The 15,161-nt window shown below is 49.3% G+C and carries 14 protein-coding genes; 5 read left to right on the top strand and 9 right to left on the bottom strand.

Features of this window, described 5'->3' with window-relative positions:
• Positions 1 to 77 precede the first annotated feature (77 nt).
• Positions 78 to 422, top strand: a complete 345-nt coding sequence (locus tag RSC70_RS02070) for a RidA family protein (RefSeq protein ID WP_025801958.1) — start codon at positions 78 to 80, stop codon at positions 420 to 422.
• 61 nt (positions 423 to 483) lie between these two features.
• On the opposite strand, the gene mdtI is transcribed toward RSC70_RS02070, so the two are convergent.
• The 6 genes from mdtI to zwf all read right to left on the bottom strand — a co-directional run bounded on the left by mdtI (position 484) and on the right by zwf (position 6,798).
• Positions 484 to 813 (bottom strand): multidrug/spermidine efflux SMR transporter subunit MdtI, encoded by a 330-nt coding sequence (gene mdtI, locus RSC70_RS02065; protein ID WP_025801956.1) that lies wholly within the window; start codon positions 811 to 813, stop codon positions 484 to 486.
• Complete coding sequence (gene mdtJ, locus RSC70_RS02060) at positions 800 to 1,228, bottom strand: multidrug/spermidine efflux SMR transporter subunit MdtJ (protein WP_025801954.1); 429 nt, start codon at positions 1,226 to 1,228, stop codon at positions 800 to 802. The genes mdtI and mdtJ overlap by 14 nt, the downstream gene beginning before the upstream one ends.
• Positions 1,229 to 1,849: 621 nt before the next feature.
• Positions 1,850 to 2,491 (bottom strand): bifunctional 4-hydroxy-2-oxoglutarate aldolase/2-dehydro-3-deoxy-phosphogluconate aldolase, encoded by a 642-nt coding sequence (locus tag RSC70_RS02055; protein ID WP_025801952.1) that lies wholly within the window; start codon positions 2,489 to 2,491, stop codon positions 1,850 to 1,852.
• A gap of 170 nt (positions 2,492 to 2,661) precedes the next feature.
• Complete coding sequence (gene edd / locus RSC70_RS02050; RefSeq protein WP_279204790.1) at positions 2,662 to 4,476, bottom strand: phosphogluconate dehydratase; 1,815 nt, start codon at positions 4,474 to 4,476, stop codon at positions 2,662 to 2,664.
• A gap of 7 nt (positions 4,477 to 4,483) precedes the next feature.
• Entirely contained in the window at positions 4,484 to 5,179 is a 696-nt protein-coding gene (gene pgl, locus RSC70_RS02045; RefSeq protein WP_332541506.1) for a 6-phosphogluconolactonase, read from the bottom strand.
• Positions 5,180 to 5,322: 143 nt separating this feature from the next.
• A complete protein-coding gene (gene zwf, locus RSC70_RS02040) occupies positions 5,323 to 6,798 on the bottom strand; it encodes a glucose-6-phosphate dehydrogenase (protein ID WP_040045109.1) in 1,476 nt (491 codons plus the stop codon).
• A gap of 477 nt (positions 6,799 to 7,275) precedes the next feature.
• Between zwf and RSC70_RS02035 the strand changes: the two genes are divergently transcribed.
• Both RSC70_RS02035 and pyk read left to right on the top strand, forming a co-directional pair.
• Complete coding sequence (locus tag RSC70_RS02035) at positions 7,276 to 8,145, top strand: MurR/RpiR family transcriptional regulator (RefSeq protein WP_025801944.1); 870 nt, start codon at positions 7,276 to 7,278, stop codon at positions 8,143 to 8,145.
• Between the two features lie 310 nt (positions 8,146 to 8,455).
• Complete coding sequence (gene pyk, locus RSC70_RS02030; RefSeq protein ID WP_025801942.1) at positions 8,456 to 9,898, top strand: pyruvate kinase; 1,443 nt, start codon at positions 8,456 to 8,458, stop codon at positions 9,896 to 9,898.
• A gap of 83 nt (positions 9,899 to 9,981) precedes the next feature.
• Here the strand turns inward: pyk and lpxM are convergent, their stop codons facing one another.
• The 3 genes from lpxM to znuA form a co-directional block, all read right to left on the bottom strand.
• Positions 9,982 to 10,944, bottom strand: coding sequence for a lauroyl-Kdo(2)-lipid IV(A) myristoyltransferase (gene lpxM, locus RSC70_RS02025; protein ID WP_282806600.1), 963 nt, complete (start codon positions 10,942 to 10,944; stop codon positions 9,982 to 9,984).
• A gap of 165 nt (positions 10,945 to 11,109) precedes the next feature.
• Complete coding sequence (gene mepM, locus RSC70_RS02020) at positions 11,110 to 12,429, bottom strand: murein DD-endopeptidase MepM (protein ID WP_332541505.1); 1,320 nt, start codon at positions 12,427 to 12,429, stop codon at positions 11,110 to 11,112.
• A gap of 13 nt (positions 12,430 to 12,442) precedes the next feature.
• Entirely contained in the window at positions 12,443 to 13,453 is a 1,011-nt protein-coding gene (znuA, locus tag RSC70_RS02015) for a zinc ABC transporter substrate-binding protein ZnuA (protein WP_332541569.1), read from the bottom strand.
• 73 nt (positions 13,454 to 13,526) lie between these two features.
• On the opposite strand from znuA, the gene znuC reads away from it, so the two are divergent.
• Both znuC and znuB read left to right on the top strand, forming a co-directional pair.
• Positions 13,527 to 14,312 (top strand): zinc ABC transporter ATP-binding protein ZnuC, encoded by a 786-nt coding sequence (gene znuC, locus RSC70_RS02010; protein ID WP_234618391.1) that lies wholly within the window; start codon positions 13,527 to 13,529, stop codon positions 14,310 to 14,312.
• Positions 14,309 to 15,094: a zinc ABC transporter permease subunit ZnuB gene (gene znuB, locus RSC70_RS02005; RefSeq protein ID WP_332541504.1), complete on the top strand. Its 786-nt coding sequence runs from the start codon at positions 14,309 to 14,311 to the stop codon at positions 15,092 to 15,094. Before znuC ends, znuB begins: the two co-directional genes overlap by 4 nt.
• The last annotated feature ends 67 nt before the right edge of the window (positions 15,095 to 15,161 follow it).

The following is a 15,161-nucleotide window of genomic DNA, read 5'->3' as shown; positions in this document are numbered from 1 at the left end:
ACTGAAAGCAGTGTTTTTCATCCGTTTTCTATATACTCAACGGATTGTCATGTTGTAGAACCTACAAGGAGTTACTAATGTCTATCGAACGTATCAATCCAGAAAAACGCTGGTCTGACGCCACTGTCTTCAACGACACTATCTATTACACCAGCGTTCCTGAAAATCTGGACGATGATGCAACGTCACAGACCGCCAACGCCTTAGCCGCTATTGATATGATCTTGAATCAGTTGGGCACGGATAAAACCCGCATTCTTGATGCCACCATTTTCTTGGCTGATGGCGACGACTTTCAGGCGATGAACGCCGCGTGGGATGCTTGGGTGCCCGCAGGCAAAGCGCCAGTGCGCTGTACCGTTCAGGCCAAATTGATGAACCCTAAATACAAAGTTGAAATCAAGATTATCGCGGCACGTTAATGTGCGCATAAAAAAAGCCGCTCAGCATATTGAGCGGCTTTTTTGTGCGGCTAATCTGTCGTTACGCCAGCTTAATCATAATCATGCCAGCCAGCAGCAGGGTTAACCCCGCCCAACCTTTTTTATTCAAACGCTGACCGAACAGTATCCAGCCAGCAGCGACCGTTGCCGCGATACCAAAACCGCCCCACAGCGCATACGCCACGGACAGTTCGATGCCTTTCACCGCCTGTGACAGGGAGCTAAATGCACCCAACACCGCGGCCAACGACAGTAACCCCATCCAAATACGGCGGAAACCGTCTGACCATTTCAGGAAGATATTAGCTAAAATTTCTAATACGACAGCAAATGCTAACCACGCGATATGGAACCACTCAAGCTGTTGCATGATTGCCTCCTACGTTAGTTTTTGTTTGCGCAGGTTTGTTTTTCATCGCTACGGCGCTTTTTTGTTCACCTGTTTTGGCAGATGGTTTTTTAGTTTTTACCGTACCCGACTTAACCAGCGCGATACCCGCAATCAGCGTAACCAAGCCCATCAATTTCATCAGGGACATACTTTCGTCAAACCACATTACGCTGAACAAGGTAATAAACAGAATACCGATACCTTCCCACAGTGCGTAAGCAACGCCTAAGGCAACACGCTTCACCGCAAAAGAAAGTAAGATATAAGAGATGGTGATCATCACCAGCATAACGATATTGCCCGTCATGCCGCCGCTCAGACTCGCCCACTTCATTGATAGCGTACCGATAATTTCGGCCGCGATGGCACATGCCAAAAAGATCCAATAAATCATTTTTCTCTCCACAGAGTTTTATTTTTTATTCGACCCGTTATTTTTTAATTTTTAACCCTATCAGGCTTGAAAATAGGCGCAGTAAGGCTAAATAACATTGCAGAAAACCATCATTGGCGTTCCGATGTTAAATACGGATCGGTAAGAATTATTCGGTTAGGATAAACGCAGACAACATCTGGCTGAGTCGCTGGTTTTATCAGCTACCGTAAGTGGAGAAAGAAGCTAAAGCTCGCTACACCAGTGATGTTCACTAGAAAGCGTTGTAGAAATGAATAAGAGATATGTAGAAGTTTTAATCATCAAGCGATTGTGAGTTTTCATAATAGTTTACATCTTCCCCCCGTACCTACTCCCTACCATACGGTTTGTTCAGTGTCCTCATCAGGTTTAATTAACTGCATTATTTGTATCATAGGCAATTTTATTAAGCAAACCGCCTTTTTGCAAGTTTTCACAGAAAAATGAATATAAATAAGCAAGTTAGGTAATTAAAAAAGAAAGCCACCCTAAATGGATGGCTTGATTTCTGTGGAGCCTCAACGAGTTAGCGTTGCTTAACTATTATGCAGCGTGCATAAAACAACGCTTTTTGTGCTCACAAAAAATGGTCAAAATATTTTACGCTTTTGCACCTGCAACCGCTTCTTTAGCCAGTTCAGTGATACGTGCGTAGTCGCCGTTGTCCAAAGCATCGTTAGGGATCAACCAAGAACCACCGATGCACAGCACGCTTTTCAGTGCCAGATAGTCACGATAGTTTTGTGGATTGATACCACCAGTTGGGCAGAAACGGACATGAGAGAATGGACCCGCGATAGCTTGCAATGCTTTAACGCCGCCGTTAGCTTCGGCTGGGAAGAATTTGAATTCTTTCAGACCGTGATCCATACCCAGCATCAGTTCTGACACGGTGCTGATACCTGGGATCAGTGGGATTGAACCGGCAGTTGCTGCTTTCAGCAAATCAGCGGTTAGGCCTGGGCTAATTGCAAACTGAGCACCGGCTTCGGTGACGTCAGCCAACTGCTTAGCGTTGGTAACGGTACCCGCGCCTACGATAGCTTCTGGAACTTCTTTGGCGATCAGGCGAATAGCCTCAACCGCACACTCGGTACGCAGGGTCACTTCCAGCACACGAACGCCACCGGCAACCAACGCTTTAGCCAAAGGCACAGCCTGCTCAATTTTTTTAATAACGATTACAGGTACAACCGGGCCGGCTGTCATGATTGACTCGGCGCTTACTTTCCAGTTTTTCATCTGCTTATTATCTCCATGGTGCCTTGCGGCATGGTTTATGGCTGGCGTTGTTGTTTTCAAACAGGAAAACCTTGCCATACCCCTCTTTCTTGATGCGGAACGCATAATCTGGGTACACAACGCCAAAAAGAATCATTAACGCGAGCTCGCATTAAGCCCGCGTCATAGAATTAATAGAATTTAATGCAGCTAGCGCCTTCTTCGGCACCGGAGAGCTGTTCACGCAGCGCGGCAAACATCTCACGGCCTGAGCCATCGTGCAGTTCAGACAAATCAGGATGAACCAGTTCACGACTCGCCAATTCAGCCTCATCCACCAGCAAAGTGAGTTCGCCGGTTTTACCGTTAACGCGAACCATATCGCCGTCACGGACTTTAGCCAGCAGACCACCTGAATAAGCCTCAGGGGTTACATGGATGGCTGATGGGACTTTGCCAGAAGCGCCAGACAGACGACCATCAGTGACTAATGCCACTTTCAGTCCGCGATCCATCAGAACGCCTAATGGCGGCATCAGTTTGTGCAGTTCAGGCATACCGATAGCGCGTGGGCCCTGATAACGCACTACTACTACACAGTCTTTATCCAGTTTGCCTGCTTCAAACGCAGGAACCACGTCGTGCTGGCTGTGGAATACTACCGCAGGTGCTTCAATAATTTGATTGCCAGCAGGTACGGCAGAGGTTTTCATCACGGCACGGCCTAAGTTGCCCGTCAGCACTTTTGTACCACCGTGAGATTCAAACGGTGATGCAAAGCTAGCAATGACGTTGCTGTCATGGGATTTTTCAGGACCTGGACGATATACCAGCTTGCCCTCTTCCAAGAAAGGCTCTTGGGTATAACGGCTCAAACCATGACCAGCAACGGTTTCAACATCTTCATGCAGCAAGCCGCCTTTCAACAGCTCTTTGACCAGCACAGGCACGCCGCCCGCCGCTTGGAAATGGTTGATATCTGCGGGACCGTTTGGATAGATGCGGCACATCAATGGCACCACGTCAGACAGGTCAGAGAAATCATCCCAGTTGATATGAATGCCTGCAGCACGCGCCATCGCCACCAAATGCATGGTGTGGTTGGTGGAGCCGCCGGTTGCTAGCAGAGCGATAATGCCGTTCACGATGACTTTTTCGTCAACCATGCGACCAACAGGCATGTAATTGCCGCTCGTCTCCGTCATACGAGTTACCTGACGCGCTGCGGCGTCGGTTAATGCGGCGCGTAATGGCATATCTGGCTGAACGAAAGATGAACCCGGCAAATGCAGGCCCATCACTTCAATCACCATCTGATTGGAGTTCGCCGTACCATAGAAAGTGCAGGTACCTGGCGCATGGTAAGACGCTGCTTCAGCTTCAAGCAGCGCATCACGGCCCAGCTTGCCTTCTGCATACAACTGACGAACACGAACCTTTTCTTTGTTAGGCAAACCGCTCGGCATTGGACCGGCTGGCACGAACAGGGTCGGTAAATGGCCGAAAGACATCGCGGCCATAAACAGACCCGGCACAATTTTGTCGCACACGCCAAGATACAGCGCGCCGTCAAACATATTGTGCGAAAGACCCACAGCGGCGGACATGGCAATCACTTCGCGGCTCATCAATGAGAGCTCCATGCCGTCCTGTCCCTGAGTTACACCATCGCACATCGCAGGTACGCCAGCGGCCACTTGCCCTACTGCTCCAACCGAATGCAGCGCAGCTTTGATCTGCTCTGGGTAGGTTTCATAGGGTTGGTGCGCCGAAAGCATATCGTTATACGAGGTCACGATACCGATATTGCTCTTGATCATGCTGGTCAGAGACGCTTTATCATCCTGACCACAAGCGGCGAAACCGTGTGCCAAGTTGCCGCAGGCTAACTGAGAACGATGTACCTTCTTGCTACGCGCTTTTTCGATTTTGGCCAAATAGGCCGCACGACTGTCGCGGGAGCGTTCAATAATGCGTTGAGTAACTCGGGATACTGTTGGGTTCATTGCTGCCTCATGCCGTCCAGTAGATGTCGACCGGCGTTTGTGTTTGATGTAACACCGCGCGGATCGGCATCTCATTCACATCCGTACCCTGAATTGCGCGCTGATAAACATCACGCTTGCTACCACCTACCACATGCAGGTAGATATGGCGGCTATTGAGCAGAGCCGGAAGTGTTAGGGTGATACGATCGAGTGGCGCGGTCAGCGGGGTCATCCCCATGCAGACTCGGCCAGAATCCATCGCGAGAGCTGGGAACAGATTCTCTGCCCCAGGGAAGAGCGAAGCGGTATGGCCATCATCACCCATGCCGAGGATCGCGACGTCAAACGGACGGGCAATAGATTGCAACGCACGTTCTGTGTCTGCGGCTCCGGCAAACGGGGTGGCATGACTATTCTTCAAACCAACAAACTTCGCGGTTGCGGCGTGGCCCTTCAGCAAATGTTCTCGTACCAGCTTTTCGTTACTGGAATCATCATTTGCATCGACCCAACGTTCGTCCGCTAAGGTGATGGTGACCTTGCTCCACTCAATGGCTTGCTGAGTTAACGCCTCGAACAGTCCTAGCGGTGTACGACCACCCGACACGACTAGACTGGCTTCTCCCTGAGCGCTAATGCTGTGGCTCAGAGCTGCGGCTATTTCCTCAGCAAACTGTTCGTTGAGCGCCTGTGCGCTCGTAAATTCTTTAAACTGTGCCATTTCAACCTCTCCTAAACTGTTCTATACCCAAAATAATTGGAGTGCAGCCAACACCGGTGCGACTTCAAGTATGCCGGGTATGAATCTCAACACACGGAGGGAACGCCCTCCGTGATGCTTTGCGATCAAATAACGTTGTAACGTTACTCGAATTCATTCCATGCACGGCCATCGCGACTGATCATCGCAACAGAGGCGACAGGGCCCCAAGTACCGGCTTGGTATGGTTTAGGAGATTCATTGTCAGCGGCCCATGCTTCCATAATGGAGTCGACCCACTTCCATGCTTCTTCTACTTCATCGCGACGCACGAACAGTGCTTGGATCCCACGCATGGTTTCCAACAGCAAACGCTCATAGGCATCGGCTAAATGCTCTTGATGGAAAGTATCGGAGAAGCTCAGATCCAGTTTAGTGGTTTGCAAACGATGCTTATGTTCCAGACCTGGCACCTTATTCAGGATGTCAATCTGCACGCCTTCATCAGGCTGTAAGCGGATCGTCAGTTTGTTCTGCGGCAGCTCTTGGTAAGAGTCGCTGAACAGGTTGAGCGGCGGGTTCTTAAAGTAAATAACCACTTCAGAACATTTTGATGGCAGACGTTTACCCGTACGTAGATAGAACGGAACGCCAGCCCAGCGCCAGTTATCGATATCAACGCGAATAGAGACGAAGGTTTCCGTGTTACTGCTTTTGTTCGCCCCTTCTTCTTCCAGATATCCTGGTACTTTTTTGCCTTGCACAAAGCCTGCGGTGTATTGACCACGCACCGTGGTATCACGCACGTTAGAATGGTTAATACGACGTAGTGAACGCAACACTTTGACTTTTTCATCACGGATGCGGTCGGTAGAAAGATCCGCCGGCGGTGACATGGCAATCATGGTCAAAATTTGCAACAGATGGTTTTGAATCATGTCGCGCATCTGGCCAGCTTTATCAAAGTAGCCCCAGCGACCTTCAATACCCACTTCTTCAGCGACGGTGATTTGCACGCTGTCGATCATGCTGTTGTCCCAGTTATTCGCAAACAGGGAGTTAGCAAAGCGCAGCGCCAGCAGGTTAAGTACCGTTTCTTTGCCCAAATAGTGGTCAATACGGTAAACCTGTGACTCATCGAAGAATTCAGCCACCTGATTATTGATGGCGCGTGAGGATTCCAAATCGGTACCGAGTGGTTTTTCCATCACGATGCGGCTTGGATCTTTATTCAGACCGGATGCACCCAAACCTTGGCAGATTGCGCCGAAAGTACTTGGTGGCATCGCAAAGTAGTTGATGGTGACGCGTTTCTTCTGATCCAGCATTTTTGCCAGATTTTTGAAATGCTGAGTGTCATTGACGTCAAGGTTACAGAAATCCAGACGCGCGCTGAGCGTCGTCCACAGTTCTTCATCAACCTTTTCCTTCAAGAAGGTGTCCAGAGCTTCGCGGACTACCTTAGTGTAGGCGTCTTTATCCCAATCAGCGCGACCTACGCCGATGATACGAGTGTCCGGATGGATATGACCGGCTTTTTCTAATTGGTACAGGGAAGGCAGCAGTTTACGGCGGGCTAAATCGCCCTTGGCGCCGAAAATGACCAGGTCACAGGCCTGTGCTGTTGACGTAACCGCCATGTTCATCTCCTCGTTGCAGGATGCTTGTAATTTTATTACATAATTAATGTACTATTTTTGACTATAGCCAGTAAACATGCTTTTTTGCCGAAAAAACAACCATAAATGGTATGAAATTTTCGTTGACCCCGCCGCAGACCGCGTAATGACAGATACATTATGTAATTTTCCGTCAAAACTGAAGCAATATTACCATATCGAAAGTTAGACACACGTCATACTCTGGTAAAAAAAGCCCACGAAGCGGCATCATCTCGCTGCAAAGCAGTTGTGGCTCGTAGTATATTTTCATCAAACAATCATAGATTTCTCCTTTCTTTGAAATCGTTTTGCTCAATAGATGTCAAAATGCAGGAAAGCGGCGAGTGAAAAACACCCAATGAGCTTACCGGAGTAAGGGATTCGGGCGCACGAGAGTAGCCAACACACCTGCAGTTTGAAAGATGACGGGCATACAATCCATGAGTGAATGTGTATATGAATACGCTGGACAAAATTCAGGCCAACCTGGACCAACTCAGTAAATCCGAGCGCAAAGTTGCCGAGGTTATCTTGGCTGCACCGCAGACCGCAATTCACTCTAGCATTGCGACGCTGGCGAAAATGGCTGATGTCAGTGAACCCACGGTAAACCGTTTTTGTCGTCGTTTAGAAACCAAAGGCTTCCCCGATTTTAAACTTCATCTAGCACAGAGCCTTGCTAATGGGACGCCGTATGTCAATCGAAACGTAGAAGAGACTGACAGCGTTGATGCTTATACCAGCAAAATATTCGAATCTGCGATGGCCAGCCTTGAAATGGCCAAGAATAACCTTGATATGGCCGCGGTTAATCGCGCCGTTGATCTGCTCACTCAGGCCAAGAAAATTTCATTCTTTGGTCTAGGTGCATCCGCCGCCGTTGCTCATGATGCCATGAACAAATTCTTCCGGTTTAACATTCCTGTGGTTTATTTTGATGACATCGTCATGCAAAGAATGAGCTGCATGAATTCGAACGAAGGCGATGTTGTGGTTCTTATCTCCCACACAGGCCGTACCAAAAGCTTGGTCGAAATGGCACATTTAGCACGCGAAAATGACGCCACCGTGATTGCCATTACCTCCCGTGACACGCCGCTTGCTCTGGAGGCTACCCTACCCTTAATTCTGGATGTGCCAGAAGACACCGATGTCTACATGCCAATGGTATCGAGAATTGCTCAATTGACGCTGATTGATGCACTGGCAACTGGCTTTACCTTGCGCAGAGGCGCAAAATTCAGAGATAACTTGAAGCGAGTCAAAGAAGCGCTGAAAGAATCGCGCTTTGATAAGGGACTGGCGCTGCCCCACCATTTCGATTAAATCGGTGAGCGGCTAAGATATAAAGTACACGTTTAACGTCAATCAGGCACCAAAACATAAAAACAACCTGTCATTTTCTGCTAGATAATGAAAAGACGGGTATTTATCAACCGCATGCTTTCTTTTGCGGTTTCATGCGAGCAGGCTTGATGAGTTGATCTACCCAGTGATTTTTAAGCATAAGAACGTCGCTGCTACGAGTTAGCAACCACGCCCGCTTAAGATAATCGGGTTACGTGGATGCGTAATCAACTGCCTGTTCGTTGTATTGGCACCAACACCAATGCTTCACATGTCAACGGAGTTACACATGTCCAGACGGCTCAGAAGAACCAAGATCGTAACCACCTTAGGCCCAGCAACCGACCGCGATAATAATCTAGAGAAGATTATTTCTGCTGGTGCTAACGTCGTACGTCTCAATTTCTCTCATGGTACAGCTGAAGATCATCTTGCTCGCGCCAATAAAGTCCGTGAAATTGCAGCAAAACTAGGACGACATGTTGCCATCCTCGGAGACCTACAGGGTCCGAAAATCCGCGTATCTACCTTCAAAGAAGGCAAAGTATTCCTTAACATCGGCGACAAATTCCTGCTCGACGCCGATCTCACCACCGGTGAAGGCGATAAAGAGAAAGTCGGCATCGACTACAAACGCCTGCCGGAAGACGTGGTTCCCGGCGATATTCTGTTGCTCGACGATGGCCGCGTGCAGCTCAAAGTCCTCGAAGTTAAAGGCAGCAAAGTGTTTACCGAAGTGACCGTCGGTGGCCCTCTCTCCAATAACAAAGGGATTAACAAATTAGGCGGCGGTCTGTCTGCTGAAGCCCTAACCGAAAAAGACATCGCTGATATCGCTACTGCGGCGAAAATTTCTGTCGATTATCTGGCAGTTTCTTTCCCTCGCACCGGCGAAGACATTAACTACGCGCGCCGCCTTGCACGCGATGCCGGTTGTGATGCCAAGATCGTGGCTAAAGTTGAACGTGCCGAAGCGGTATGCAGCGAAGAAGCGATGGATGACATCATCTTAGCCTCTGACGTCGTGATGGTTGCTCGTGGTGACTTGGGCGTCGAAATTGGCGATCCAGAGCTAGTAGGCATTCAGAAACAGCTGATCCGCCGCGCACGCAAATTAAACCGCTCCGTTATCACTGCGACCCAAATGATGGAGTCGATGATCACCAACCCAATGCCTACACGCGCTGAGGTCATGGACGTGGCTAACGCCGTGCTGGACGGTACTGATGCAGTGATGCTATCGGCAGAAACGGCGGCTGGGCAATACCCTGCTGAAACGGTCGCCGCCATGGCGCGCGTATGTTTGGGTGCTGAAAAAATCCCAAGCATCAACGTTTCTAAGCATCGTTTAGACGTGCAGTTCGACAATATCGAAGAAGCGATTGCGATGTCTAGCATGTACGCGGCTAACCACCTGAAAGGCGTTACCGCGATCATTGCCATGACCGAATCAGGCCGTACGGCGCTGATGATGTCTCGCATCAGTTCTGGCTTGCCAATATTTGCCATGTCTCACCGCGAACGCACCTTGAACCTGACAGCGCTGTATCGCGGCGTAACGCCGGTTTACTTCGACAGCACCAGCGACGGCGTAGCGGCAGCTCAGCACGCTGCAAATCTGCTGCGCGATAAGGGCTTCTTGGTTTCGGGCGATCTCGTTATCGTCACCCAAGGCGACGTGATGGGCACTATCGGCAGCACCAATACCAGCCGAATCCTCCGCGTTGAATAAAGTGAAGTAATAGAAATAACAAAGGGGCGCAATTCAATTGCGCCCCTTTTCTTTGGATTCAACTCATAAAACTTAGGCGAAACCTATAAGTCTTTTCGCTTGTACGGCTCAAGCTCACCCGGTTTGCGGGTTTTTAGCAACTTCAGGATCCACGTATATTGCTCTGGATGTGGCCCCATCAGTAACTCAACTTCTTCGTTCATGCGGCGAGCCATATCGTGCTCATTCATATCGGCAATATCATCCATCGGTGGACGGATATAGATATCCAACATGCTTGTTTTGCCGTCATACACAGGGAAAAGCGGAATAACCTGAGCACGACAAAGCTTCATCAAGCGACCAATCGCAGGCAGCGTGGCTTTATATGTAGCAAAGAAATCTACAAACTCGCTATGCTCCGCACCATGATCTTGGTCTGGCAGATAATAGCCCCAGTAACCATGCCGCACCGAACTGATGAAAGGCTTAATACCATCGTCGCGAGCGTGCATACGCCCACCAAAACGCCGACGACAGGTATTCCACAGCCAGTCCACCATCTTATTCTTTTGGTTGTGGAACATCGCAGCCATAGGCTGGCCTTGAGCAGCCAGCAACATCGCAGGAATATCAACGGCCCAACCGTGTGGCACTAAAAAGATGGCATTCTTACCGCTCTCACGCAGCGCTTCGATATGCTCCATACCATGCCAGCGAGTGCGCTTTAGTACGCGTTGTGGATCGCGCAGCGTAAGCTCGGCCATTAAAAACATAGACTGCCCTGCGCGCTCAAACATTCGGTCAATAATGTCTTCACGCTGAGCGTCTGTTAATTCTGGAAAGCAGTACAACAGATTAATTCTTGCACGACGTCGTGCCCCACCAGCGAGTTTCCCTGCCCAGCGCCCAACGGTAGCAAGGATCGGATCTCTCAGACGCACTGGCAAATAGGCCATTGCGACCATGGCCCCAACGCCTACCCACGCCCCCCAGTATTTAGGCAGCAGGAAACTTTTTTCAAACCGCGGGATAAACTCCACGTTTGACCGTTGTTCTTTTTCCATACAAAAGCTCTTTAATAAAACATCCGCTAATTATATACCCAAGTAGTTTCAATACGGCTTGATATAACTCTTGGACATAGAACAACCGATAAAAATTTGCGCATAAATAAATAGCACAAAGAAAAACAGCCGGTTATAGCCGGCTGTTATAAACGATTCCTAATCTTAATCTAGCTGGAGTTGCGGAACAACCTGACGCACCTGAGCTAAATACTCGCGGCGATCTTTGCCAGACAATCCATCAGAGCGAGGAAGTTGCGCCGTCAGTGGATTCACAGCCTGATTGTTCAACCAGAATTCATAATGCAGATGTGGCCCTGTAGAGCGTCCGGTATTGCCCGACAGCGCAATACGATCGCCACGTTTTACTTTTTGCCCCGGCTTAACCAGAATTTTTTTCAGGTGCATAAAGCGCGTCGTATATTGGCGACCGTGACGGATAACCACGTAGTTGCCCGCCGCGCCGCTGCGTTTAGCGATGACCACTTCACCATCACCAACGGCTAATACAGGTGTTCCCACCGGCATCGCAAAATCTACACCTTTGTGTGGAGCAACACGTCCTGTTACCGGATTTACACGGCGCGGATTAAAGTTAGAGGATACGCGGAATTGTTTTGTGGTTGGGAAACGCATAAAGCCTTTCGCCAAACCGCTGCCCTGACGATCGTAGAATTTGCCATCATCTGCACGCACGGCGTAATAATCTTTACCACCGGAGCGCATTCTTACACCCAGTAGTTGGCTTTGCTCACTACGGCCATTCAACTCTTCACGCGACATCAGCACGGAAAATTGATCGCCCTTCTGCAATTTACGGAAATCCATTTGCCATTGAAGCGCCTTGATCACAGCATTCACTTCTGAACGGCTCAGGCCTGCGGCACGTGCGCTATTGACGAAGCTTCCGTTCAAGGTTCCCGTGACAACTTTATTTTTCCACTCGCCCTGCTGAGACTCCACGGCTTCTTTGAAGTTACCGTTCACCAGATTATAGGTACGTGTTTCGCGACGATTCACTTCCCAAGTCAGCTGTTGCAGTTCACCTGCATCATTCACTACCCACGAAAGCGTTTGGCCAATTTTGAGGTTACGCAGTGCGGGGTTTTGCTTAGCAAGTGCGGACACCTCTGACATATCAATGCCAAACTGGGTCAAAATGCTGCCAAGCGTATCACCGGTAGAAACCACGTAGTCGTGGGTACCAGAATCGCTATCAGCTTTGTCGTCTAATTCATCGGTAGGAACTTCATCTTCTGGGGCGGGCTGATCCAGTGGCTCACTGGCCTCAGGAACGAGCGTTCGCAACTGTTTATTATCCAACGGGACAATTTTGGCAGAGGCGCTATCGATATTCGGTTGGTAAACGAATGGCCGCCAAATAGAGACGGCCAACGTGATGACGGTCAGTGACCCTAGCATAACCCGATGTGGTCGGGGCAAGTTGTTATACGCTAGGGCGATAGATCGCGCTATCTGCTGCACTCGGATATTCCTCTTAATCTCCGTTCAGGCAGCTTGAATACTGTTGTGATAGCTGAGTTAAGAACCTCATGTAACTATCAGCACCCAGTGCGATCGCGCTACCCAAGGGATCTAAGGTTCCCTGGCGGACTTTTGTCCCCTGCGCAACCGCTGAGATTACTGCTGGCCTGAACTGTGGCTCAGCGAAAACGCAAACGGCTTTCTGCTCAACCAACTGTGTTCGAATTTGATGTAAACGCTGTGCGCCAGGCTGAATCTCGGGATTGACCGTGAAGTGACCTAAAGGAGTCAGACCAAAGGTGTTCTCGAAGTAACCATAGGCATCATGAAAGACAAAATAGCCTTTACCTTGCACAGGCCGCAGCATCATACCAACATTTTTTTGCGTCTGCTCTAGTTGTTCCTCGAATTTACGTAGGTTGACATCCAGTTTGTCTTTGTTTTGTGGGCTTTGTAACAATAATTTGTCGTGTATCGCTATCGCTATCTGTTTTGCAATGGCTGGAGAGAGCCAAATATGCAGGTTATATTGCCCATGATCGTGATCATGATGCTCTTCTGAACCAGTCTCAGCGCCATTTGTAACATTATGTGTAGCAGATTTTTCGGATTTTTCTACATTGCTTTCTGCCGTATGCGCTTTATGGTCATGATCGTCATCATCATCACCGGCCATGAGCAGGCTGTGAACGGCTGGCAGCCCTGTCAGCATCAGATTCTTGTTATTTTCGAGCTGTTGAACCGGTTTTGTCAGGAAAGCCTCCATTTCTGGCCCTACCCATACTACCAAGTCAGCTTCACGCAAACGTTTGATGTCGGATGGCTTGAGTGCATAATCATGCGGTGACGCCCCATCTGGAAGCAAAACTTCCGTTGTTGTAACTCCATCAGCAATTGCCGAAGCGATAAATCCTAAAGGTCTGATTGAGGTTAATACCGCAGCCTGTGCGCAGCTGATCCCAGCGCTTGTTACCAGTGCAGCAGCAATAATAGTGCGCTTAAACCAGGCTTTTTTGTGTATCATGTCAAAATTCTCTTCTTCAATTTGGGTGATCGTTATATTATAACATTTCATCCATTCTGCAATATGCAAAAACATGTCGAGTCAAAATACAGTTCAAAACAATAATAGTTTGGTATCGCTGAAAGACATCACGGTGAGCTTTGGTGCTCGCAATGTGCTTTCTCACATATCTCTCGATCTCAAACCAGGGCGTATTCTGACGCTGCTGGGGCCAAACGGTGCCGGAAAGTCTACGCTGGTTCGCGTCGTGCTGGGGTTGATAAAACCCACTTCAGGCACGATTAACACCGCAGAAAAGCTCACCATTGGCTATGTGCCGCAAAAACTGCACCTCGATGCAACGCTGCCGTTGACCGTCAGCCGATTCATGCGCTTACGTCCCGGTGTAAAAAAAGAAGATGTATTGCCTGCATTGAAGCGTGTACATGCCGCTCATCTGCTCAATCAACCGATGCAAAAACTCTCTGGCGGCGAAAACCAGCGGGTTTTGCTGGCGCGCGCATTGCTCAATAAGCCTGATTTATTGGTATTGGATGAACCTACCGCTGGCGTTGACGTTAACGGGCAACTGGCGCTGTACGATTTAATCAACCAGCTCAGACAAGAACTTAATTGCTCAGTACTGATGGTGTCGCATGATTTGCATTTGGTGATGGCAAAAACGGACGAAGTATTGTGTTTAAACCAACATATTTGCTGTTCAGGAACGCCAGAAGTGGTGTCGATGCATCCTGAATTTATCGCTATGTTTGGTAACCGTGGTGCAGAACAACTCGCGATTTATCGCCATCATCATAATCATCGTCACGATCTACAGGGAAAAATTGTGTTGAAAAGTAATGGGAGCCAGCCGCAATGATTGAGTTACTTCTCCCCGGCTGGATCGCAGGCGCATTGCTGGCGTTAACCGCTGGCCCACTTGGATCGTTTGTCGTGTGGCGCCGTATGTCATATTTTGGCGATACGCTAGCGCACGCATCCTTGCTAGGCGTTGCGTTTGGCCTACTGTTGAACGTGAATCCTTTCTTTGCCGTTATCGTCGTGACACTGCTGCTGGCCATTGGCCTTGTATGGCTGGAACGACGCCCGACGCTCGGCGTAGATACCTTGCTCGGTATCATGGCTCACAGCGCGCTGTCGTTGGGGCTAGTAGTTGTCGCTTTAATGTCAAACGTACGCGTGGATCTGATGGCGTATTTATTCGGCGATCTACTATCCGTCACCTATGACGATATTATTATGATTGCCATCGGTGTCGCCGTCGTACTGGGTATCTTATGGTGGCAATGGCGACCGCTGCTTTCGGTAACGATTAGCCCAGAGCTTGCCCACGTAGACGGAGTTAACCTCGAACGTGTGCGCATGATATTGATGCTAGTTACCGCACTCACCATCGGCTTGGCAATGAAATTCGTGGGCGCATTAATCATCACCTCACTGCTGATTATCCCTGCCGCCACGGCGCGCCGCTTCTCACGCACGCCTGAACATATGGCCGGCATCGCCGTTATCATCGGTATTTTAGCCGTGACCGGCGGGCTCACGTTCTCTGCTTTCTACGATACGCCTGCTGGGCCGTCAGTGGTGCTGTGCGCAACCGCAATGTTTATTCTCAGCCTGAGTAAAAAACAGAGCATGTAGAGCGTTACAGGTATAAAAAAGCCCGAGACATTAAATATGCTCGGGCTTTTTTACGACGTAAGAAACG

Origin of the sequence: Hafnia sp. (genome assembly GCF_036648275.1) — a bacterium.
Classification (GTDB): domain Bacteria; phylum Pseudomonadota; class Gammaproteobacteria; order Enterobacterales; family Enterobacteriaceae; genus Hafnia; species Hafnia alvei.
This window is presented reverse-complemented; position numbering and strand designations above follow the sequence as displayed.